Annotated in this window: 18 protein-coding genes; 7 read left to right on the top strand and 11 right to left on the bottom strand. The window is 35.7% G+C overall.

The annotated features are described in order from the left end of the window. Positions 1-6: 6 nt before the first annotated feature. From GQ45_RS00970 to GQ45_RS00945, 6 genes are all read right to left on the bottom strand, one after another. Positions 7-1,494, bottom strand: coding sequence for a PH domain-containing protein (locus GQ45_RS00970; RefSeq protein WP_047414347.1), 1,488 nt, complete (start codon positions 1,492-1,494; stop codon positions 7-9). Further along, complete coding sequence (locus GQ45_RS18095) at positions 1,481-1,798, bottom strand: PH domain-containing protein (RefSeq protein WP_197056892.1); 318 nt, start codon at positions 1,796-1,798, stop codon at positions 1,481-1,483. The genes GQ45_RS00970 and GQ45_RS18095 overlap by 14 nt, the downstream gene beginning before the upstream one ends. 206 nt (positions 1,799-2,004) lie before the next feature. Continuing rightward, entirely contained in the window at positions 2,005-2,796 is a 792-nt protein-coding gene (locus GQ45_RS00960) for a (Fe-S)-binding protein (RefSeq protein WP_047414344.1), read from the bottom strand. A gap of 12 nt (positions 2,797-2,808) precedes the next feature. After that, positions 2,809-4,125 (bottom strand): (Fe-S)-binding protein, encoded by a 1,317-nt coding sequence (locus GQ45_RS00955; protein WP_047419890.1) that lies wholly within the window; start codon positions 4,123-4,125, stop codon positions 2,809-2,811. Positions 4,126-4,130: 5 nt separating this feature from the next. Continuing rightward, the gene (locus GQ45_RS00950; RefSeq protein ID WP_047419889.1) at positions 4,131-5,096 is read right to left on the bottom strand and encodes an MlaD family protein; all 966 of its coding nucleotides are present in this window, start codon (positions 5,094-5,096) and stop codon (positions 4,131-4,133) included. A gap of 181 nt (positions 5,097-5,277) precedes the next feature. Next, positions 5,278-6,462: an N-acetylmuramoyl-L-alanine amidase gene (locus GQ45_RS00945; protein WP_047414342.1), complete on the bottom strand. Its 1,185-nt coding sequence runs from the start codon at positions 6,460-6,462 to the stop codon at positions 5,278-5,280. A gap of 135 nt (positions 6,463-6,597) precedes the next feature. Between GQ45_RS00945 and GQ45_RS00940 the strand changes: the two genes are divergently transcribed. Continuing rightward, entirely contained in the window at positions 6,598-9,342 is a 2,745-nt protein-coding gene (locus GQ45_RS00940; protein WP_047414340.1) for a putative LPS assembly protein LptD, read from the top strand. A gap of 193 nt (positions 9,343-9,535) precedes the next feature. Then, positions 9,536-9,916, top strand: a complete 381-nt coding sequence (locus GQ45_RS00935) for a RidA family protein (protein ID WP_047414338.1) — start codon at positions 9,536-9,538, stop codon at positions 9,914-9,916. A 356-nt stretch (positions 9,917-10,272) separates the two neighbouring features. On the opposite strand, the gene GQ45_RS00930 is transcribed toward GQ45_RS00935, so the two are convergent. From GQ45_RS00930 to GQ45_RS00915, 4 genes are all read right to left on the bottom strand, one after another. Next, positions 10,273-11,124, bottom strand: a complete 852-nt coding sequence (locus GQ45_RS00930) for an N-acetylglucosamine kinase (protein ID WP_047414337.1) — start codon at positions 11,122-11,124, stop codon at positions 10,273-10,275. 78 nt (positions 11,125-11,202) lie between these two features. Further along, positions 11,203-12,204: a type I glyceraldehyde-3-phosphate dehydrogenase gene (gene gap / locus GQ45_RS00925; RefSeq protein ID WP_047414336.1), complete on the bottom strand. Its 1,002-nt coding sequence runs from the start codon at positions 12,202-12,204 to the stop codon at positions 11,203-11,205. Positions 12,205-12,229: 25 nt separating this feature from the next. Continuing rightward, complete coding sequence (gene pfkA / locus GQ45_RS00920) at positions 12,230-13,216, bottom strand: 6-phosphofructokinase (RefSeq protein WP_047414335.1); 987 nt, start codon at positions 13,214-13,216, stop codon at positions 12,230-12,232. A gap of 335 nt (positions 13,217-13,551) precedes the next feature. Beyond that, entirely contained in the window at positions 13,552-18,003 is a 4,452-nt protein-coding gene (locus GQ45_RS00915; RefSeq protein ID WP_231555134.1) for a translocation/assembly module TamB domain-containing protein, read from the bottom strand. Between the two features lie 72 nt (positions 18,004-18,075). Here GQ45_RS00915 and tsaD point away from each other — a divergent pair, with 72 nt between their 5' ends. From tsaD to GQ45_RS00890, 5 genes are all read left to right on the top strand, one after another. Next, a complete protein-coding gene (gene tsaD, locus GQ45_RS00910) occupies positions 18,076-19,098 on the top strand; it encodes a tRNA (adenosine(37)-N6)-threonylcarbamoyltransferase complex transferase subunit TsaD (RefSeq protein WP_047414334.1) in 1,023 nt (340 codons plus the stop codon). Positions 19,099-19,369: 271 nt separating this feature from the next. After that, positions 19,370-20,074, top strand: coding sequence for a 16S rRNA (uracil(1498)-N(3))-methyltransferase (locus tag GQ45_RS00905; protein ID WP_047414333.1), 705 nt, complete (start codon positions 19,370-19,372; stop codon positions 20,072-20,074). A 77-nt stretch (positions 20,075-20,151) separates the two neighbouring features. After that, complete coding sequence (locus GQ45_RS00900) at positions 20,152-20,799, top strand: DUF4159 domain-containing protein (protein WP_047414332.1); 648 nt, start codon at positions 20,152-20,154, stop codon at positions 20,797-20,799. Between the two features lie 4 nt (positions 20,800-20,803). Beyond that, a complete protein-coding gene (locus GQ45_RS00895) occupies positions 20,804-21,904 on the top strand; it encodes an AI-2E family transporter (protein WP_047414331.1) in 1,101 nt (366 codons plus the stop codon). Positions 21,905-21,911: 7 nt separating this feature from the next. Continuing rightward, a complete protein-coding gene (locus GQ45_RS00890; RefSeq protein ID WP_047414330.1) occupies positions 21,912-23,090 on the top strand; it encodes a class I SAM-dependent methyltransferase in 1,179 nt (392 codons plus the stop codon). A gap of 5 nt (positions 23,091-23,095) precedes the next feature. Here the strand turns inward: GQ45_RS00890 and GQ45_RS00885 are convergent, their stop codons facing one another. Next, positions 23,096-23,821, bottom strand: a complete 726-nt coding sequence (locus GQ45_RS00885) for a M15 family metallopeptidase (RefSeq protein WP_047414329.1) — start codon at positions 23,819-23,821, stop codon at positions 23,096-23,098. Between the last annotated feature and the right edge of the window lie 77 nt (positions 23,822-23,898).

Below are 23,898 nucleotides of genomic sequence, written 5' to 3'. Positions count from 1 at the left end.
ATTTTTTTAAATCCAATCTAAACCTTTACTTTCTACCTTATACAATAGGGTATCATATAATTCGATCGCTTCTGCATATGGCATTGCCGGTATGGTCATAAAATTAGAAGCGGTATACAAGGTAATGCGAGCTACCGCGCGTTTTTTTTCAAAAAAGTTTTGTTTTAGCTTTAAAGATTGAATTTTATGATGCTCCACGATGTTGGTCACGGTGTCTATGCGACCAGCTCCTAAAATTATATAGCTTTCTTGATTGCTATAATAACTCTTCTTGTATCTTAAATAATTTAAAAATACAAGCCAGGGCACTAAAATCAAGTTTATAAAACCAAATGTAAACCCTAACAAAGGTATAGCAATTACATTGATTAGCACCAATAAATACAACATTCTAATGAACAATTGCCTTTTAAAATAAGGATCTGGTTTTATTCGGTTTTCGATCCGATTAGCTATGGTATACCCAAAAACAAAGTGTTCAAATATTTTTAAATTTTGCTGATTGATCCCCTCGATTTCAATGTTTTTTTTGGAGTTAGCGGCAGACATGGCCTGATAAAATCGCAAGGAATACATGCCAAATCTTTGTTTTAAAACATTGGTTCTGTAGGCCACAGATTGTATTCTTGATGATTTTAGACTATAACTTACCCGATTAAACAATCCCTTTTCAATTTCAAGATCTGTAGTCGAATGTTTAATGCGTAAACCATAGTTTTGCAGCAGCACCTTTCCAAGCGAAAACAAAACGGAACTGCCAATAGCTACTAGGAATAGTACCCCATAAATAACCAGGGTAAAATAGGTGCCTGATGCTGCTTTCTCTGTCATGTCAGTTACAAAGCCAGCATACCCAATCATTTCCATAAGATCTCTAAAATCTATGAGCAGTCCAAAAATTAGGGCAGAAAGAATGTAAAAACTATTAAAATGATTTTGTGTGAGGCCGGCTAAGAGGAGTTCAGAAAAAGAAATATGAAGTATGGTTTCGTTGGGTACCTCCTCTTTCTCTAAGCTTGTGCTCGTTACCAGCACCTCTTTTAAAGCATGCGCTTTTTCGATCGTTAATGACTTAATCAGTACTTCTGTTGTTTTATCACCTGCTGTATCTATCTGCACCTCTACCACCCCCACCAGGCGCTGTAGAAAATTTTGTGCGATATGAACGTTTTGAATTTTAGACAATGAAATTTCTAAGCGTTGTTTTTTTAGGATGCCTTGCCTTAAAATAAAAGACCCCTTAGAAATATAAAAGCTAAAGTTTTGAAAGGACAAAAACCCTCTGACCACAGAAAAAATAACCAATGCAATAAGGCCAAAAACAATGTAGCTCAAGTACTGTCTATACTGGTCTGGATTTCTAAAAACCTGAAAAATATAAAATACTAAGGGCAGGTATGCCGTTTTAAACGATTTAGCGACGGAGGGAAAAACTAAAAATAGGATTCCCTTAAGCGCTTGTTTTGACGGGGTTTCAAAATTAAAATCGCTCATTAATTTGTACGCTAAGATGCTCTTTTAGTTGCTCGGCTTCTGTCAATAAAAGTCCCTTAATGACCATATCGCTGCCGTCATCACCGGCCGTATATAGCTTTACATTGGCCAATCCAAAAAAGCGAGACGCGATGCCTTGGGAAATATCTAAATGCTGAATTCTTGAGAGAGGAACTGTGGTTAATGAGCTCACGATAACACCACTTTTAAAAGAAATATCATAGGTGCGAAGCGCGTATTTACGCCTTTTAAAGGCTAGGATTGAAACTGTGCTGTGCAGCAGTACATAGAGTACCAATACCATAATGATTTGGCTTTGATACAGCATAAAAGGTTCAAAACGCCAATAGTTTGCTATAAAGAGTAATAGGCACAACACCAGGTACTGTACGCTGTTATTTACTAACAAAACATAGAGATATAACCTACTAACGGGTGTAAATACAAGGTTTTGTATTGTGTGTAAAGAGGCAAGCTCTAGGGCTTCATTTTTAAACATAGCGATGGCCTTTAAAAATCGTCGGCGTTGGCTATTAACTCAGCAATATCCATCACGGCAATGGTACTTTCTTTTTCTTTGCCTTTTACCCCATCAGTCATCATGGTGTTACAAAATGGGCAACCCGCTGCGATGATATCTGGTTGTACTTCTATGGCTTGTTCCGTACGTTCAATATTTACTTCTTTATCTCCTTTTTCGGCTTCTTTGAACATTTGCGCACCACCAGCACCACAGCATAAACCTCTTGATTTACAGCTTTTCATTTCTACCAATTCGGCATCGAGTTTCCGAATTAAATCTCGAGGGGCTTCATACACATCATTAGCCCGCCCTAGATAACAAGGATCGTGAAAGGTAATTCGCTTGCCTTTAAACTGACCGCCTTCCATGGTAATTCTGCCTTCATCGAGTAAGGCTTTTAAAAACTGAGTGTGATGCATGACTTCATAAGAGCCACCTAAATTGGGATACTCATTTTTTAAGGTATTAAAACAATGAGGACAAGTAGTCACTATTTTTTTAACCTCGTAGCCATTTAAAACTTCGATATTGGTGGCAGCCTGCATCTGAAAAAGAAACTCATTCCCTGCGCGTTTTGCAGGATCACCCGTACAGCTTTCTTCGGTGCCTAAGACTGCAAAGCTTACCTGAGCCTTATTTAAAATTTTAACAAAGGCCTTGGTTATTTTTTTTGCTCTATCGTCAAAACTTCCAGCACAACCCACCCAAAATAATACTTCTGGTTGTTTGCCTTCTGCAAAAAGTGATGCCATCGTAGGCACTTGTATTGTAGTATTCATAGCTAAATTTTGTTATGATTCGTTCGACCAGTTTAATCGGTCTTGTTGATTAAATGGCCACGGTGCACCATTATTTTCTATATTCCCCATCATGGTATTCAAATCAGACGGCGCAGCAGACTGCTCCATCACCAAGTACTGGCGCATATCCATAATAATAGACAAAGGATCTATGCTTACAGGGCACGCCTGAACGCAAGCGTTACACGTGGTACACGCCCATAATTCTTCATGGGTAATGTAATCGCCTAGAAGCTGTTTTCCATCAGGAACAAAAGTTCCTTTATTGGCATCTATATTTTTACCTACTTCTTCTAATCGATCGCGCGTATCCATCATGATTTTTCGCGGCGACAATTTTTTACCGGTTTGGTTGGCAGGGCATTCACTGGTGCAGCGACCACATTCGGTACAGGTATAGGCATTTAATAATTGTACCCAATTTAAATCCATCACATCCGATGCTCCAAATTTATCAGGTACGGCTGCATCTGCCTCACCGGTAGGCGCTGCAAACGGATCAGCTGAAGGATCCATCATTAACTTTACTTCATTGGTTACCGTCTCATTATTGGGCAGTTGCCCTTTTGGCCTTAGTTTACCATAATAGGTGTTAGGAAAAGCCAATAGAATATGTAAGTGTTTTGAAAAATATAAGTAATTCAAAAAAGCTAAAATACCCACAATGTGTAACCACCAAGCTACGCGTTCAATACCATGCAAGGTATTTTCAGATAAACCCTCAAATAGGGGGGCTAAAAATTGACTTACAATATTTCCCGAATTTAAATTTTGAAATGCCGTATCTGTTGCGTTCATGGTTAAAAATAAACACATTAAAACCACCTCAATATAGAGAATAATATTAGCGTCATTTTTAGGCCAACCTGTCATTTCAGCACTTAAAAAACGTTTTAATTTAATCACATTTCGTCGCAACCAAAAGATGAAAACAGCGACCAATACCAATACGGCAAGAACTTCAAAAGTGCCGATCAAAAACCCGTAAACACTTTCAGGTAAAACGCTTAGCCCTATGCGGTGTGTTCCGAAAATTCCATCGATAATAATTTCAAGGACTTCGATATTGATGATGATAAAGCCTACATATACAATAGCATGCAAAAAACCAGAAACAGGCCTTACGACCATTTTGGTTTGGCCAAATGCAATTTTAAACATATTTGTTAATCGCTGTGATTTATGATCGTCAACAACTATGTTTTTTCCTAGTTTAATATTACGGGCCAATTTTTTAACATTGGTGACAAAATAGCCAATGCCTAAAAGCAATACTACTATAAAAAGTACTTGTGGTAAATATGCTATCATAATTATTCTTCTATATTTCGGGCTGGATCATTTTCTGGCAGTTCATACTCGATTTGTTTTTTTCCAAAAACAGATACATTCACGTAACGCTTGGGGTTTAAACGAAAATCTTGCAATAATAAATCTAATTCTTTACTAGAGGCTGTTAAATTTTTATACAATTCTTCATCGGTCATTAACTTACCCATGGTGCCCTCACCTTGTTCTATTTTTACTAATATTTCATTAAAATTAGCTAAGGTGGTCTCTAAGTTTTTAATGGTTGTGGTTAATCCTGCGCTCGATAAAGAATCGGACAATTTCGCGAAATTTCCAGTAATGGTGCTTATATTTTCAATAGAGCCATTGAGTTGGGCTCTATTCTCAGAAAGCAATGAATTTAATGAATTTGCACTGCTTTGAAAACTCTTTACCAAGGCATTAAGACCACTGATGCTCTCTCTTAAGTTGCTTTTCGTTTGCAAATCTAAAATCTGATTAAAATTAATCAACAAAGAATCTGCATTAGAAACAGCGCCTTCAATTTTCTGCTGTAAAGGCGCTAAGTTTTTTTGAACTAAATCGGTTAGTCCAGGTTTTACCCCTGTGGTTAAGGTATCTCCTGATTTTGCCATGGGACTCCCATCAAAAACAGGAATAATTTGTATGCCTTTGCCACCGATGATCCCTGTATCGTAGAGTTCTGCCATACTGGTATTTGAAAACTCAAAATCATTACCCACTGAAAAGGTAACTATTAATTTTCCAGATTCATCTTTGAACCTGATATCGTTTACATTACCAACATTAAGTCCGTTTATAGAAACTGACGTTCCTGGTTGTAAGCCTCCCACATTGTCGTAAACCGCATAAAAAGTTTTGCTACTATCAAATAGCGATGTGGACTTCAGATAGCTAAAACCCATTATAAATAATAGAATTCCGCCAACCACAATAACACCGGTTTTAATCTCTCTTGATAATTTCACACGCATACCTATTTTTAATTACGTTTTTTAATGAACTAAAAACCCGCCAGCCTTCAGTAGGTTTCGAGTGCCTATATAAAGGTCACTCTTTATGGTTCGAGATCTAAATCATCTCTTATATTCCTCTCAAATACATTTAAATTCTAAACAAAATTAGAATTATTTATGACAAGCAAATGAATTATTCTTTCATGTATTTCAAAGCTTCCTTGACGTTAATACGAACACCATTTTTATAGGCTACCAAATAAGCATCTTTGAATCCCTTGGAAATCGCATCATTTTTTAATCGGTTTGCATAGTCGAACAATTGGGTTTCGCCATAAAAATAACGATACAAGGTATTGAAGGATTCTTTTGAAATATTATTTAAACCTTTAAAATTTTCTGCAATTAAAGGAACCTCTTTTGCACTCGCAAATATTTGAACCTTAAAAACAACTTTATCACCAGTCGTTTCTTTCACCACGGCTGGTTTGGTCGTTTTGTCAATTTTCTTGGTTTCTGGTTTTGCCACTACTACTGCTGGAGTCTCTTTTTGAACAACTTCTTTTTCTGTCGGGGTCACCGAAGCTGTTGTAGCCGTGTTTGAAATTTGGCTTTTATACGCTAATATAGCACTCGCAATTGCTTCGCCCATCTGTTGCTGACCTGCAGCAGAATCTAAATAGGCTCCTTCTGGCTTATAGGTCAAAAAACCAGTTTCTACTAATACACTTGGCATAAAGGTTTGATGCAACACTATAAACCCAGCTTGTTTTACCTTTCTATCCTTTCTACTTAACTTTCCTGTAAAATTATCTTGCATTAATTTCGCTAATAGAATACTCTGATCTAAAAACTCTTCTTGCATAATGGTCATGCCTATCACCGATTCAGGAGAATTAATATTATAGGCCGCATAACGTGCTTCGTAATTGTCCTCTAAATAAATAGCGGAGTTTTCTTTCTTAGCAATTTCAAAGTTTTGTTTGTTGGCATGAAGTCCCAATACAAAAGTTCCAGCTCCGTTGGCATCGGAGGTATGCGAATCGCAATGTACAGAAACAAATAAGTTAGCATTGGCTTTATTCGCAATTTCACCTCTTTTGTATAAATCAACAAAACTATCGTCTTTTCTAGTGTAAATCACTTTTATGTTCGGGTTCTTTTCTAAGATAGCGCCAACCCTCAAGACAATGTTTAAAGCAATCGTTTTCTCTAAATAGCCATTACCCAAATTACCTGGATCATGGCCACCGTGTCCTGCATCCAATACCACAATAAAAGGATCATTTAGCTTGGGTTTTTCTTCCCCATGGCCATAAAATGCTATGCTAAAAAATAAAGCAAAAAGATTTAGCACTTGAAAACATTTGTTATTCATTAGATACAAATTGTAATTTAAGGTTAAAATTATTGTAATGTTACGACTACAGAACAAAAAATATATGTAAGTTTGACTCCGATTCTAATCGTCGCATAGACAAGACAAACTATTACAAAAATAGGATTTATAGCCTTGCAATCAAACAAACACCATCTACTTTTATTTTTACTACTGTTTAGTGGCATTACAAGCACGTTTGGTCAAGAAAATAAAGTAGTAACACTACCTATAAAAGCTATTAAAGACAGCATTGTAGCTCCAAAAGATTTTTCTGAGATTGCAACAAAGCCAAAAACAGAAGCTGATACCGTTAAAATAGATTCTACAAATAAGAAAAAACCACTCTTATTAGATAATATAAAATACAATGCTCGAGACTATGTAAAACTTAGTCAGAAAGATCAAAAAATATACCTTTACAACAATGCCGTAATTCAATATCAAGACACAGAGCTTAGGGCTGGGGTGATTATTATGGATTACATTAAGAACGAAGTGTATGCGGGTAGGATAAAAGATTCTTTAGGAAACTACACACAGCTCCCTTACTTTAAGCAAGGAGATAATATTGTGAGGCCCGATTCTATTCGTTTTAATTTTGATACCCAAAAGGCATTAATTTGGAATTCTAGAACGGAACAGCAAGCTAGTTTAGGTGCTTTAGGGGGGGATGCCATGAAGGTGTACGCTGAAATTACTAAAAAAGAGAATGATTCGGTTTATTTTTTAAGTAAAGGACGATTAACAACCTCAAAAGACACCGTTAATCCTGATTATTATATTTTAGTCAATAGGGCAAAGTTTGTACCTAAAAAAAAGGTAATCGCAGGTTTTAGCAACATGTACATTGCCGATGTCCCAACACCCATAGCCCTGCCTTTTGCCTATTTCCCGATGTCTCAAGGACGTACTGGAGGTATTTTATTCCCTACTTTTGGAAATATCCCAGACCGGGGTTATTTTTTACAAAACGGAGGTTACTACCTTCCAATAGGTGAATATGCAGATCTAGAACTTACGGGAGACTTATATACGAACGGAAGCTACGGTTTAAACTCGCGTTCTTTATATGTGAAACGATACAAATTCAGAGGCGGTTTTAATTTACAATACCAAAACTTAGTCACCAGTCAAAAAGGTTTTGATGATTATAGTCGAAGTACCAATTATAACATTCAGTGGAATCATTCTCAGGACCAGAAATCGAGTCCAAATTCAAGATTCTCAGCCTCTGTAAACTTAGGGAGTAGCCAGTATTTTAGAAACTCACTTCGTACACAAGATTTATCGAACACGCAGAACAATACCTTATCGTCGTCTATTAGTTATTCAAAAACATTTCCAGAATACCCCTCCGTAAACTTAAGTTTAACGGCTACACATAGACAATTAACAAGCGAAACAGCTACAGGAGACAATATCGATATGACTTTGCCTACCTTACAAGCAAGTATGGAGCGTATATTTCCATTTGCCAAGAGAGATGGCATTAAAAAAGGTATTATACAGAATATAAATTTTCAGTATGATGTGAATGCCCAAAATACCTTAACGACCAATGATGAGGATTTTTTAACAGGCAGAATGTTCGATAATGCTAGAATTGGTGCAAGACACCGAATTCCGATAAGCACAAATTTTAAAATTGCGAAATATTTTAGCGTTACCATGGGAGGTACTTATGAGGATTTATGGGTACTTGAAACTTTTGATAGAAGTTTTGACGAGGTCAACAATAGAACAGTTGTTAACGATACCGTTAACGGTTTTGATCGCTTTAATCGCTATAATTTTAATGCCAGTATTGGGACCACATTGTATGGGAGAGTAAATTTTAAAGAAGATAGCAAAATACAAGTGATTAGGCATGTAGCGCGCCCTTCGCTTAGTTATGGGTACACACCCTCCTTTGATCAGTTCTATGAAGATCTTTTAGATAGCAATGGAGAGTTGACTTATGACAGATCCGGCCAACTGCGACGCTATACTAGGTTTGAAGGAACCTTGAACGGGGTGCCTAGTCTAAATATGTCTAATTCCCTCAGTTTTTCATTAGCCAATACCATTGAAGCCAAAGTAAGGTCTAGAGATACTACCGAAACCGAACCTAAAAAAATACAGCTCTTAAGAAACTTAAACTTTTCTACGGGCTATAATATTAATGCAGATTCCTTAAAGTTGAGCCCTGTTAGTTTTACGGGGGGTACCAGTATTTTAAACAATAGAATGGCTATAAATTTCGGCGGAAGTTTAGATCCGTATGCCATAGATAATAACGGAACTCGGATAAATACGTTAAATGCTAAAAACGGAGGCAGCTTATTTAGATTAACAAACGCTAGAGCCAACCTTAGTTACTCTCTTTCCAATAAAGATTTTGAAAAGAAAAAAGAAGACGATAAGGAAGACGATGAAGAGAATAAATATGATTATAGTGCTGCCAGTGGTGGTAGAACTGATGATCTTTTTGGAGATGCTGATTTTATGCAAAATGGCAGACAAGGCTTTGGAGAGGAAGAAGAGGAAGAAGAAAGAGAAACCACTTTTTACTCGAACAAAATACCTTGGGACTTACGATTGGCCTATACCGTTAGCTATTCCAATCCAAATCGCCAAAATACCATAAGTAGTAATAGCTTAATGTTTTCTGGGAATATTGAATTAACGCCGAAATGGAAAGTAGGTGCATCATCTGGTTACGATTTTACGAACCAAGGTTTTTCTGTAACTCAATTGCGTTTTCAACGCGAATTAGGGAGTTTTAACTTACGCTTTAATTGGACGCCCTTTGGGCTATACGAACGTTGGGATTTCTTTATTGGTATCTCTAGTTCTATGTTGCAAGATTTAAAATGGGATAAGCAAAGCAGACGCTAATATACACCTATAAAGTTTTTGGCCTTGATCTTGTTTTTCTATGAAGCTCTCAATACTTATAATCTTGCTTAATTTCTTCATTTCATGTTTCGTATGTATTTCGTTGAAGTACTTTACTATTCATTAGGCCTACTATTTTAATTAAGTTGTATTTTTGTTTTGATACGTTTACTTAATTCTTAAACTTTTTTTTATGAAAAAAATAATTAACACCCCAAATGCTCCTGCACCCATAGGGCCCTATAATCAAGCAGTGCTATCAGGAAACACCCTTTATATTTCAGGTCAAATTCCTATTAACCCAGCTACTGGAGAATTGGTAGCAGGAGATATTCAAAAGGAAACGAAGCAGTCGATGGAGAATTTAAAAGCTATTTTAACCGAAGCAGGAATGACTTTTGAACATGTGATAAAAGCTTCAATTTTTATCAAAGATATGCACCAGTTTGCGCAGATCAATGAGGTTTATGGTACGTATTTTAATGCAGAAACTGCTCCCGCAAGAGAAACGGTAGAGGTTGCCAATTTACCAAAATTTGTCAATGTAGAAATTTCTATGATTGCGGTAAAATAATGGATGAGCTATTCGGATGGTTGAATTTTTAGAACCCTATACAGTTTCAGGGAGTACTCTTTAATCGAGACCCATTTTTTTAAATTACCAAATCTTCAAAATAAAATAATATCGAGTCAGGGCCCTTGTGTATCATCATCAGGACCGTTGTGCTTCAAGAACCAAGAAACAGGACCTTTAGTCATGAGGCTTCTTTTCTGTATTTTACTAACCTCTATGCTCTGGACAAAACCCGAGGAAAGTTTATACATGAAACCCTGATACGCTTGTTGCAGTAATCGCCTGAGTACCTAAATCACAAAAGCTCCTACGCTAGATAGCGCAGGAGCTTTTGTGATTTTATTTTGAATCTAATTTTAAATACTAGCCTGGTGAAACTTTACCAAACCTTCAATTGGTTTTTGAAGAATTTTACCGACCACCAAATCATTGCGATGTAATGCCTTTCTAAGTTCATCTTGTAAATAAAAAGCAATACTTCCTACAAATGAAATAGGTACTTTAGTCGCTAATTCGAACTGCATAATGTAGTTATTGATGAATTGTTGAAATCCTTTTTCAATAACGCCCTTACAATAGTGATGCTCTTTGTTTTCAACAATAAAACGTGCAAAAGTAGCCAGATAGGTATTCGGATTAGGCTGTTTGTATAAATTTTCTTTGATGACATCAGCCTCCAAATTGTATTCACTTGCAAATTTATCCGCTAAATCTTTAGGCATTTTATTAAAATAATAATCCCTAATTAATTTTCTACCAAAGAAATTACCACTCCCATCATCCATAGGAATATACCCTAGAGAGGCAACCTTTTGATGTAGTTTTTCACCATCAAAATAGCTGCAATTTGAGCCTGTTCCTAAAATGCAAACAATACTTTGGTCTCCAAGATTGGTTGTAGCATATATGGCGGCATAAGTATCTTCTTTAACCTCGGCCTGAGCATTAGGAAAAAAAGAAGTGAAAATATCTTTTAAAAGATTTTGCATTCTTTGCGTTCCACAGCCAGCACCATAAAAGTACAATTTAGATACTTTATCTTTATTTTTAGAAAGTTCAAAATTATTCGCCAAACGATCCTCAATTACAGGTCTGGTTAAAACTTCAGGACTTAATCCTAAAGTTTGCGTCAAAAATAAATGCTTTCCATTGTCATCTAAAGCAATCCAGTCCGATTTTGTTGCGCCACTATCTACAATTAATATCATACTCAGAGGAATAAAAGTAGAACCCTGAGCTATACCATTTAAAAAATGGTTTAGGTCAAGGTTCTTAAAGGTTATACACTATAATTTAGCAACGTGTTGCGTTAAATCTAACATTTTATTAGAGAAACCAGCTTCGTTGTCGTACCATGACACTAATTTAAAGAATTTTGAATTTAATTCAATTCCTGCACCGGCATCAAAAATACTTGTTCTTGGATCACCGATAAAATCTTGAGAAACCACATCTTCTTCTGTATAGCCTAAGATTCCTTTTAACTCTCCTTCTGATGCTGCTTTAAAAACTTTTTTGATTTCTTCGTAAGAAGTTTCTTTTTGCAAACGCACCGTTAAATCTACTACAGATACATCGGCTGTAGGCACTCTAAAAGCCATCCCAGTAAGTTTCCCTTTCAAGGCAGGAATAACCTTAGTTACTGCTACGGCAGCTCCTGTTGAAGCAGGTATAATGTTCAATAAAGCACTTCTACCACCTCTCCAATCTTTTCTAGAAGGACCATCAACTGTCATTTGTGTTGCTGTGGTGGCGTGTACGGTAGTCATCAGGGCTTCGTCAATTCCAAAATTATCATTTAAAACTTTGGCTAAAGGCGCTAAGCAGTTGGTCGTACATGAGGCGTTAGAAACAATCGTATCTGTTGCTTTAACATCTTTATGATTCACACCCATAACAAACATTGGTGCATCTTTTGAAGGTGCTGAAATTACTACTTTTTTAGCACCACCATCAATATGGTATTGAGCACTTTCTAAAGTAGTAAAGATACCTGTACATTCAGCAACAATAGTAGCTCCAACAGCATCCCACTTAATATTTTTTGGATCTCGCTCAGCCGTAATACGCACTGTTTTACCATTGACCACTAAGTGACCATCTTTTACCTCAACAGTTCCGTCAAACTTTCCGTGAACAGAATCGTACTTTAACAGGTAAGCTAAATGCTCAACGTCTAATAAATCGTTAATAGCAACTACATCTACATCACCTCTCTTTACACTTGTTCTAAATACTAATCTTCCTATTCTACCGAATCCGTTAATTCCTATCTTTAAATTTGACATCTTTTTATTTATTTAATTATTAAAATTATACAGTCATTATATCTGAAACTCGCAAGAGTTCTTTATCTATTTTAGTATGCCCTTTTATGGCCTTACTTATTGGGGTAAGCGTAATTTTATTATCTTGAATACCCACCATTAAACTAGTTTTTCCTTCGATAAGTGCTTCAACCGCTTTTACCCCCATTCTACTGGCTAAAACCCTATCAAAACAAGAAGGTGAACCTCCTCTTTGCATGTGGCCTAATACAGAAACGCGACAATCGTAAATGGGCAAATGCTTTTCTACGTATTCTTTTAGCTCAAACACATTTTTACCCGTTTTATCTCCTTCAGCCACCACCACAATACTCGAAGACTTTCCTGAAAGCTTACTGCGTTTGAGCGAGTCTAGAAGGCGTTCTAATCCTAAATTTTCTTCTGGAATTAAAATTTCCTCTGCTCCTGCTCCAACGCCTGCATTTAAAGCAATATGACCCACATCACGGCCCATAACTTCAACAAAAAACAAGCGGTTATGTGAACTGGCTGTATCTCTTATCTTATCAATAACCTCAACAACCGTATTTAAAGCGGTATCAAACCCTAAGGTATAGGTGGTACCAAAAATATCATTATCAATAGTTCCCGGAATACCAATGATCGGCACTTTAAATTCCTTATGGAATATTAAAGCCCCTGTAAAGCTACCATCGCCACCAATCACTACCAATCCGTCAATTCCGGCGGCTTGCAACTGATCGTAGGCTTTTTGTCTACCTTCTTTGGTATGAAAATCGGTACATCTGGCCGATTTTAAAATGGTACCTCCTTTATTAATGATGTTATTTACACTACGGGCGTCCATAGGTTTGAAGTCACCTTCAATCATACCTTGGTATCCCCTGTATATGCCCATGCATTCTATTTTCATATAGGCGCATGACCTCACTACTGACCGTATGGCCGCGTTCATACCTGGCGAATCTCCACCAGATGTAAACACCCCTATTTTTTTTATCTTTCCCTTCATCAATTTCTAAAAAAACAAAATTAACAAACTTTTCGGATTAAAATAAGGGTTGAAACCCTTTATTTTCAATAGTATACACCTATAACGTTTTCGTAAGGAAGCTAATTCGTGAATCGTTGTACGTTTCTAATTTTTTTGGGAAAAAAGAGTAATGCGTTTTAAATTTCAAGTCCTACATTATGATTTTCTCCTTTTTTTTAAAACAAAATATTACCCTGTAGGATAATAAAAATTAGACGTTTGTTGCAGGCAGGAACATGAATCTAGTCAACAAAAACTAAAATATACCTTGAAAATTATAGAAATCCAAAACGCAGTGCCTAAAAATTAAAAACCTAGCGTATAGATTTTTTAGGGATAAAACGCATTAAGCTATCTTTTGCACGTTCTGTTTGAAGGGAGTCTTTAACCACACCCTGTGGACCTTTAGGTTTCCTTGCAAATAAACGCTGCCTTAATTGACGAAATGAATTAAAATCGATCTGATACGATAACCCGACACCTTGCGTATAGCCTTGAACGTCTCCTAAAAATTGTTGGATCTCGTTTTCTCTATTGAAAATTTTTGCTCTAAAGGTACCATCTTCATTAAAAAGATATTGCAACTCAAAATCTCCGCCCAGGGCTGTAGGGTTAATTCTACTACCGCCACCAACAGGAATCCCTAAGCTACCACTCAATAACCATTTGTCGCTTAAACTCGTGTCAAAATTAACAACAGCTCTGTTCTCGGCCTGACTATCGGTGAGTAAATTATTACCTTGCTCTAAAGATACCCCAAGGTTAAAGTTATTATCATTGTTGTCTATAAATGAATTAAGCACCCCTGAGGCAGACTGTAAAAGATTCCCTGTTAAGGCTTGTTGGCCGATAGCCCCGCCATTGGTAGTACTTAAAAATGTGCCTTGTGCCAAAAGCGAAAAGGCATTATTATCACTGACCGTGGGGTCTTGCAATCGGTACTCTAGCTCCGATTTCACCAATGAACTGGCACCAGGGAAATCAATATCGAACTCAATATTCGGCTGTTCTAAGGATTCTTTTAAGCGTATAATGACATTGGTAGGTATTCTTCTGGAATACCCCGGATTATCTAACAAGGGTGCTGGATTGGCATCTAAAGAATAAACCGCTTGCATATTTAATTGCGCGTCTAAAGCATCTCCTTCCCAATTGATTGTACCTCCTGGTACCACTGTAAATGTTTTATCGATTAAACCCCCTAGCCTATAGCGGTACTGTCCAGTGACCACCACAAAGGCACCGTACATGATAAACTTATCATTGGTATTTAATTCAATAAGCACCAAACCCCTTCCTGTTCCTTTTAAACTACTACCCGTTTTTTGATCGACAATAATTTCAACTTCTGCTTCAGGAGTAATGTCTAAATCAAAGGCTAATTCTAAGCCTTCATATTTTTCTAATTCGCGTTGCTCGTCTTCGCCTTTAATTTCGTTTTTATTGATAAAATTTATAAACGAGTAATCCCCGATACTCGCCACATCACTTAAGGGTATTTTTAAGGAAGTTCCTTTAGCGGTTTCTCCAACCACATCAATATTCAAGGCTTTTGTAGGTCCGTAAATTCTGCCTGAACCATTTAAATAACCTGTACCATAGTAGAGCACCTCTTCCTGAAATGGCGTATTTAAAATTAAAAAACGGTTATTATTTGTATTGACGTTTAAGTCTAAATCCCAATCTCTAAAAAAACTATGATTAATAACACCGTTTAGAGTGGCGTTCGTTTTATGAGTCACGTCAGTGAGTTGTATGTTTCGAAAATCGAAAGTCTGCTTTGATAATACCACCTGTGAATTAAATCCGAAATCATAATCTACATTTAAATAAGGGATACCCAAACCAGCTCTATTAAGATTTAATAAGCCTGTTATTTCTGGATTGTCTATTCTGCCTTGTATTCTTGCATTACCAGAAATAAATCCCCTAATATTTGATAAGACCCCTTCTCCTAATGGACTAAAAGGCTCTAGACTAAAATTGTTGAAGGTGGCGAGTACATCTGCCATTGTTGTAGCCCCACTGATATCTAAATTACCGCTAAGGTCTAATTTATCAACTCCCTTGTCATTTAATCGCGTTGTCAAGGCAATTTTGGTTAAATCTTGATTGCCAATGGCATCAATCATTAAATTTCCAAGCTTTATTTTGTTGATCGCAAAGTCGGTGATATCCAAATTAGAGGTAGGCCTGTATATTTTATCTTTCTGCCGTATGTATAGCGTACCATCTACTTGTCCGTCTAGTTTTAAACTATCTATAGCCGGTGTTATTTTATCTAAGGAAACAATTTTAAATTCAAGCTCTAAGTCTTTGTACGTAGAATCTGCGATTTGCCCTCGAAGTCTAATTTGCTCATTTAATTCATTGTTCATGACTATTTCTTCAATAGAAATGCTATCTAATTTGCTATTAATGATGACCTTATTTTTAGAGTCACCATTTTTGTTAATTAACCAGGTATTACCCTTAAAGCTAACGTCAGAAGTTTTTAAACCTATGACCGATTTTTTGTTTTTATCGAAGGTATGGTAGAAATTTAGGTTAAAGGCATCCTTAAAATTTTTACCACCCTTAAATTCTGTTCTAAAAAACAAGGTATCTTTTAAGGTGGTATTAATCAAGTTAAAATCTTTTACGTCATAATAATTAGTGGCTAAATCTGCTACAGATAAAAAGGTATTGAAAAGTGGATTCTTATTATCAATCTGCAGGTCTAAACTATCTAAAACATTACCGTAAGCTTCTATGTTTGGGGACTTGAAATTAAGTTTAAAATCGCCTTCATCTGCGATAATATCGCCTTTAATAAAGGTATTTGCCCCAAATTTTACTTCGGGCAAAAACACTTCTACTATTTTATTATAGATCTTAAAGTTAAAAGCCAAGCGCTGCCCTGAGCTTATTTTATAGGGTTTAAAATTGGTATAGATACTTCCGACAGAATTTGCTGCTAATTTGCCTAATTCTGCCACGACAAAATTACCCTTCATAAAACCAGTAATGATGTCTGGAGAATTAATTTCAATGAAACGATCATTATCATCTTCGAATCTTGACGCTATTTTAAAATCATCGAAAAAATACGTGTCGTTTTTATTTTGATAACTGGTCTGAGAAAACTTAATTTCTCCTATGATATTATCAAGGGTATTTCCCGTAATATCCATACTGACATTTCCTTTAAATATAGAAACGCTATCTTTTATAAAATTTAGTTTGCGTAAATCTGCGTACGCAACAGTAGCTATAAAATTAAAATTGTTCTTTTCATCAGCAAAGTCGGCAAGACCTTTAAAACTAAAATTTAGGTTTTCATCCTTAGACACTAATAGTCCATCAAAAAGCTGATCTTTTAAAATTCCTGAAACCTTTAGATTGTTATAGTTATAATCATTAAAGGCAATCGAATAAACATCACCAATAATTTCGGTGTTTAGGGTTTCCTTAATAAAGCCTTGACCTTCTACATTAAAATCTAAGGTAGCCTTTCCCAAATCTTTACTATCCACAAAATACCCTAAGTCAAAATCTATCAAGGAGAAAAATCCTTTATAGCGCGCATTATCAATATTTTGAATATTGCTTAATTCCAAATCTGAATAACTGCTCCCTATCGCGGTATTAATATTTACTTTTGAATTAATGGTATTTTCTGTAACGGTAGCTTGACCTCTTATCGTAAATTCTCCAAACTTCTCAAAGATCGAGGGTAAGGTTTTTCCCAACAAGTTTGGCATTAAACCGCGTAATTCAAAATAACTTGTCGATATATTTTTAATATCGGCTTCCATGACAAATGGAGCACTTCGGGTAAACAGATTTTTAAAATTAAAATCACCCCGAATACCTGTATTGTCCGAAACTAAAAATAAATTATTAGTGGATAAATCATTTAAAACACCAGTTATGTTTGATGAAAAGTAAGCTTCTCTGCCTTCTCCAAATTGGTCATACAATAAATTTATTTCATCAAAGGACACTTTAGAGTCTACGAAATCTGCTGTAAACTTCACTTTGTTTATAAAATCTAAAAAATCGCCCGGACCATAATCCATCGTAACAGCTCCTTGAAGATTTGATTTTGGTGTTTTTATCGTTAAAGAATCAAACCGCATTTGTTCTTTAGTGTACGTAAAAGTAGTAGCTAAATTTTCGACCGAGATTCCTCTTTTGCTCTTAAAGGCTAAACTTTTAATTTCAGTGGATACAACTGGTCCTAAAATTTCAAAATCATTGGCTTGAATCTGTAAATTTTTAAAATTAAGTGCTTCACTCGTTTCTAAATTTTCGTCAATTAATTTAAACTCACTATTGACAATCGTCACCTTTGATGATTTTAAATGAAAAGAGGGACTATTAGGATCTTTAGGTGTTTTATCATCTAGTTTATCTACAAAAACATTAAGATTGGTGTTTGTCTCTCCCTTATAGGTTTTTAGTTTAAAATTAAGTTCATCAACTTTAATAGCTCCAAAGGCTAAATCTCCATTGATGAGGTTTCTGATGTTTAGGATAGATGTATTTAACGTTTTTACATAAAAAAGGGTGTCTTGCCGATAATCCTCAATATAAATTCCTCGCAAATTAGTATCCCAGGTGATAAAAGATAACTGCAACTTATCTAAAAATATATTGGTTTTATATTTTTCATTGATAGCACTAGTCGCATAAGACGCCAAACTAGTTTGAACGGCTGGAATCGAAAAAATAAAGGTCAATAAAACACAGATGATAACGAGTATCAGCAGTATTCTTAACAATATTTTACGCAGTTTTTTGATAGGATTTTTATGTTTTATCTTTGTACTTCAATTTTTATTCCAAATTTACGAATGGACGCTAAACCAATTTATATTCTCGCTATAGAATCTTCGTGTGATGACACCTCTGCTGCAGTATTATGCGACAAAAAAAGATTAAGTAACGTGGTGGCTACACAAAAAATTCACGAGGAATATGGCGGTGTTGTCCCTGAACTTGCGTCAAGAGCCCACCAACAAAATATTGTTCCCGTCGTTCATCAAGCCTTAGCTCAGGCAAATATCGATAAAAAACAGTTATCTGCCATAGCTTTTACGCGCGGACCTGGTCTTATGGGTTCATTATTAGTGGGTACATCGTTTGCAAAGTCTTTATCGCTGGGTTTAAACATCCCATTAATCGAGGTAAACCATATGCAAGCGCATATTTTAGCGCATTTTATTGAAGAAGAAAATAGTAAAATACCGAGCTTCCCTTTTTTGGCGATGACCATAAGTGGTGGCCATACCCAGATTGTTTTGGTCGAAGATTATTTTAAAATGCAGGTCTTAGGCAAAACCTTAGATGATGCCGTAGGAGAAGCCTTCGACAAAAGTGCAAAGATTTTAGGTTTTCCTTATCCTGGTGGACCCTTGATCGACAAATATGCACAATTCGGAAATCCAGAAGCCTTCCCTTTTCCGAAGTCAAAAGTGGGCGATTTAGATTTTAGTTTTAGCGGCTTAAAAACGAGTATTTTATACTTTATTCAAAAACAGGTAAAAGAAAATCCTAATTTTATAGCAGAAAATAGAGATGATATTTGCGCTTCGATTCAATTCACTATTGTGAATATTTTAATGTCTAAACTAAAAAAAGCGGTAAAGCAAACAGGCATTAAGCGCATAGCCATTGGTGGTGGTGTAGCTGCTAATTCTGGAATTAGAAAAGCTCTGGAAGACGCCGAAAAAAACTTAGGCTGGACGACCTATATTCCAAAGTTTGAATATTGTACCGATAATGCTGCCATGATTGGAATTGTGGGATATTTAAAATACAAAGAAGAGCTATTTTCTGAACAGTCGGTGACTGCTAAAGCACGGTATTTAATTTGAAGATGATTTATAATGTAACCATTGATTAATATGAAACTTTAGCAAATAGTTTATTCATGTTGGCTCAGCGGAGTCGAACTCAAAGATTGTTAATTTGAAGATGATTTATAATGTAACCATTGATCAATATGAAACTTTGGTAAATAGTTTATTCATGTTGGCTGAGCGGAGTCGAAGCCAAAAATTGTTAATTTAAAGATGATTTTTAAAATCTAAATGTACAAGATCCATTAACCTAACACCCATTACCCAGAAACCAAAATCAAACAAAATGCAACTCTTTTACCATCCAGCTATAGACGAAAGCTCCAAAAACTTCAGCTTCCCCACCGAAGAGAGCAAACATATTGTTAAAGTACTTCGCAAGAAAGAAGGTGATATTTTACACCTAACCAATGGAAAAGGGTTTTTATTTGAGGTAAAAATTACTGATCCCAATCTTAGAAAATGCAATGCGGAAATCATAAAAAGTACATTTCAAGCCCCCAAAAAACCTTCACTGCATATAGCGATTGCACCCACTAAAATGAATGATCGGTTCGAGTGGTTTTTAGAAAAAGCTACGGAAATAGGGATATCAGAAATTACACCTCTATTTTGCAAGCACTCCGAGCGAAAAGTGCTAAAATTAGATCGGATGCAAAAAGTGCTACAGGCTGCCATGAAACAGTCGCTTCATTATCATATGCCCCAATTAAACGAGGCTATTTCGTTTAATGAATTTGTATCACGAAAGCACCCTGAACAACGTTTTATTGCCCATTGTGAGGAGACTGAAAAGAAAGAACTTAAAGCGCGTTTAAAACCCAATGAAGATACTTTGGTCCTTATAGGCCCAGAAGGTGATTTTTCTGCCAAAGAAATAGCAAAAGCCCTAGAACATAAGTTTATTCCAGTCGCACTAGGATCAACCAGACTAAGAACTGAAACGGCAGGTATGTATACGACAGCTTGCTTTTCTATCTTAAATGTTTAAGACTCATTAAAAAATATACCTGAAGTATGTGCTCTAAAACACTATTTTAGTATTCTCAATAAGTCAAACTATAATTTATGAGAAAAAAAGGAAGCCTATTTTGTTTTTTGATCTTGTGCTTTAATTTTCTTCAAGCGCAAGATATTGCCATCCTAAAATATGGCGGCGGTGGGGATTGGTATGCCAACCCAACAGCCCTGCCAAATCTTATCAAATTTTGTAATGCTGAAATCGGCACGCAACTAAGTCCAAAAGTGAGTAGCGTGGCCATACAAAGTGAAGAAATTTTTCAATACCCTTTTTTACACATGACAGGCCATGGGAATGTTTATTTTTCTAATGAGGATGCTGAAAATTTAAGAACCTATTTATTGGCTGGTGGCTTTTTACATATTGACGATAATTATGGCATGGAACCTTATTTAACAAAGGAGCTCGTCAAGGTTTTTCCGGACAAAGAATTGATAGAATTGGGCGCCGATGATCCTATTTTTAATCAGATCTTTAGGTTTAAAGAAGGATTGCCTAAAATACATGAACACGATGGCAAAAGGCCCCAGGCATTTGGCATATACCATGAAAACAGACTCCTATTACTTTTTACCTATGAAAGTGATTTAGGCGACGGTTGGGAAGACCCTGAAGTGCATAATGATGCACCAGAAATGAGATTAAAAGCATTGCAAATGGGCGCAAATATTATTCATTATGTTTTCAAAAATTAACTAAATGGAGTCAAAAGAAATTTCAAAGGGAATTTTACGAGCTGTAGGCATCATAACAGGCATTCTTTTAATCCTCTATTTTTTATATCAAATTCAGTCGGTTTTGGCCTATGTATGTATGGCTGCCGTTATCGCTTTAATCGGGAGACCCATTGTTATTTTCCTAAAGCGACGCTTAAAAATACCGAATACCATTGCAGTCATTATTACGATGTTATTGATGGTTGGACTCCTATCTGGACTTATAGCCCTTTTTGTTCCCTTACTTACGGAACAAGGCAAAAATTTATCCTTGTTAGACATTAATCAATTACAGGAAAATTTAAACTCTTTATATCTTGAAGTTACACAATATTTTAGTGCCACGCCGGATGCGGTAAATGAACTTTTGAAAGAATCGCACTTGGAAAAAAATATTTTAAATGGCTTTGATGTGGGTTTTATCCCTAACTTTTTAAACTCCTTTTTAAGTGTTTTGAGTTCGGTAAGTATCGGTTTATTTTCTGTGTTATTTATTTCTTTTTTCTTTCTTAAAGACAGCACTCTTTTTCAAAATGGTTTGTTACTTTTTGTTCCAGATGGCAAAGAAAATAAAATGACAAACTCGATACATAAAATAAATAATTTACTCTCTAGATACTTTGTAGGGCTACTTTTACAGCTCTTTATTTTGTTCATCATTTACTCCATTACTTTGTTTATTGTAGGCATTGAAAATGCTATTGTCATTGCCTTTCTATGCGCCCTGTTTAACATCATTCCATACATAGGTCCTATCATCGGTGGAGTGCTTATGATTATACTCACCATGACCACTAATTTAGGTGCAGATTTTAGCACGGTAATTTTGGCAAAATCTGGTTATGTTTTAATAGGTTTAATCGTTGGGCAATTGGTCGATAATTTCTTTTCTCAACCCCTTATTTTTTCCAATAGTGTAAAGTCACATCCCTTAGAAATATTTCTGATTATCATCATTGCCGGATTGCTATTTGGCATCGTTGGAATGATCGTTGCCGTACCTGGATATACGGCTATAAAAGTAATTTTAAAAGAATTTTTGTCGGATAATAAGTTGGTTAAATCACTTACTAAAAATTTATAGTATTACTTTGAATAAAAATATATTAGATACTGGTGTTCAACATTTTATAAATAATAATTGGAACACTGACATGATGTCAGTTTTACTTAAAAAGCCTCTTTTTGAGGGCGTTTCTCAAAAAGAACTGGTTGCACAATGTGAAGCCAAAAAAAAATGCAAGGACAAGCTCCCCACGTGGTTTTCAACACCTCAAATTTACTATGCCAACAAACTAAATATTGAGCAAACTTCCTCTGAGATTACCGCGGATTATAAAGCCCAATTAGTGCATGGAAATTCGCTGATTGATCTCACTGGAGGATTCGGAATTGACAGCTATTTTTTTAGTCGACAAATAGCTCATATTACCCATTGCGAAATAGACGAAAACTTGTCTGAAATAGCCGCCTATAACCTGCCTCTTTTAGGAGTTAAAAATGTACAATATGTTGCTGAAGATGGACTCCAATTTTTAACAAAAAACGACCTTCATTTTGATTGGATTTATATCGATCCTTCGCGGCGAAATGACAGTAAGGAGAAGGTGTTTTTTTTGGCAGATTGCTTGCCTAATGTTCCTGATCATGTAGACCTGCTTTTTTCAAAAGCTTCAAATATTCTTATCAAGACTTCTCCGCTTTTGGATTTTTCAATCGGAATAAAAGAGTTGAAATTTGTAAAAGAAATTCATGTGGTTGCCGTTCAAAATGAGGTCAAAGAATTGTTATGGATTTTAGAAAATGAATACGAAAAAAACATCAGCATAAAAACTATTAACTTCTCAAAGAACGAGAAAGAAACTTTTAAATTTGACTTCCTTGAAGAAAAAGAAAGCATCTCGGAATATTCAAATCCATTGCGCTATTTGTATGAACCTAATAGTGCTATTTTAAAATCTGGCGCCTTTAAATCCGTAGGTACTTATTTTAAATTAAAAAAATTACATGAGCATAGCCATCTATATACTTCAGACACCTGTATTGATTTTCCAGGTCGAAGATTTAAAATTGTAGCAACGGTACCTTATCAGAAAAAAGCGATTCAAAAATTAGCAATTTCAAAAGCGAATATAACCACTCGTAATTTTCCTGATACGGTTGCAAGCATCCGAAAAAAGTACCATATCAAGGATGGCGGTACCCATTATTTATTTTTTACAACCAATTGTGAAAATAAATTGACTGTTTTAGTATGTACCAAAATATAAGGGATTTAATCGTTACAGTCCCATTTAAAGTTAGCCACCTTGTCGTTACTACCAGACGACAGGTTATAGTGCCACCATTCTGTTCTGATTGACCAAAAGCCAAAAGCCTCCATAGTTTCTTTCAATAAGATTCTATTGTTCAGTATTTCCTGAGGCAAATCGGTCGTATCGTGGTAGGCTTTTTTACCGAAGAAATCAAAATCGGTGCCCATAGCTAGCTCTTTACCCGCTAAAGTAACTAAGCTAATATCAACAGCAGCACCTTTATTGTGGATAGAACCTTTCACTGGATTAGCTACATATTGTGGATTTGGTACTATGGCCCACATTTTATACTGAACCTCATTAGGTCGGTAACAATCGAAAAACTTGATTTTATACCCTTTTTCCATAAATGCTTTGTTGGCTTTTAATAAGGCTTTTGCTGTTTTTACACGCATATAACACTCCGCACAGTCATATACCTTAGCTTTTAAAAAATTATTGGTCGTAGCATAGCGTAAATCATATACAAAATCGTCACTAAAATCTGCTAAACGTATAAAAGTCGTATCAGCTAATCCTATAAAAGATTTAAGGCTTTCAGGCTTTTCTGCTTCTGTTTTAGGCAGGGTATCAAGAACCTTAAGCTTTGGAGTCGTTGGAGTTTCTCCTACTTTATTGTACTCATTTTTGCAGCTAACTGCAAGGAGGAAGAGGCAGAGGAATAAAAATTGGATGCTGATTTTCATTGGGACTAATTTTAAGCTGTTCTAAATATTTTGACGTAAATTACACGAAAGTTTTAAAAATATGATTTTTTAAGACC

The organism is Cellulophaga sp. Hel_I_12 (assembly GCF_000799565.1).
GTDB lineage: Bacteria > Bacteroidota > Bacteroidia > Flavobacteriales > Flavobacteriaceae > Cellulophaga.
The sequence above is the reverse complement of the archived record's forward strand: the minus strand, read 5'-3'. Positions and strand labels throughout refer to the sequence as shown.

Coding starts and splice junctions, on each gene's coding strand:
- GQ45_RS00970 (WP_047414347.1), bottom strand. CDS start 1,494: ATGAGCGATTTTAATTTTGAAACCCCGTCAAAACAAGCGCTTAAGGGA.
- GQ45_RS18095 (WP_197056892.1), bottom strand. CDS start 1,798: ATGGTATTGGTACTCTATGTACTGCTGCACAGCACAGTTTCAATCCTA.
- GQ45_RS00960 (WP_047414344.1), bottom strand. CDS start 2,796: ATGAATACTACAATACAAGTGCCTACGATGGCATCACTTTTTGCAGAA.
- GQ45_RS00945 (WP_047414342.1), bottom strand. CDS start 6,462: ATGAATAACAAATGTTTTCAAGTGCTAAATCTTTTTGCTTTATTTTTT.
- GQ45_RS00935 (WP_047414338.1), top strand. CDS start 9,536: ATGAAAAAAATAATTAACACCCCAAATGCTCCTGCACCCATAGGGCCC.
- GQ45_RS00930 (WP_047414337.1), bottom strand. CDS start 11,124: ATGATATTAATTGTAGATAGTGGCGCAACAAAATCGGACTGGATTGCT.
- gap (WP_047414336.1), bottom strand. CDS start 12,204: ATGTCAAATTTAAAGATAGGAATTAACGGATTCGGTAGAATAGGAAGA.
- pfkA (WP_047414335.1), bottom strand. CDS start 13,216: ATGAAGGGAAAGATAAAAAAAATAGGGGTGTTTACATCTGGTGGAGAT.
- tsaD (WP_047414334.1), top strand. CDS start 18,076: ATGGACGCTAAACCAATTTATATTCTCGCTATAGAATCTTCGTGTGAT.
- GQ45_RS00905 (WP_047414333.1), top strand. CDS start 19,370: ATGCAACTCTTTTACCATCCAGCTATAGACGAAAGCTCCAAAAACTTC.
- GQ45_RS00900 (WP_047414332.1), top strand. CDS start 20,152: ATGAGAAAAAAAGGAAGCCTATTTTGTTTTTTGATCTTGTGCTTTAAT.
- GQ45_RS00895 (WP_047414331.1), top strand. CDS start 20,804: ATGGAGTCAAAAGAAATTTCAAAGGGAATTTTACGAGCTGTAGGCATC.
- GQ45_RS00885 (WP_047414329.1), bottom strand. CDS start 23,821: ATGAAAATCAGCATCCAATTTTTATTCCTCTGCCTCTTCCTCCTTGCA.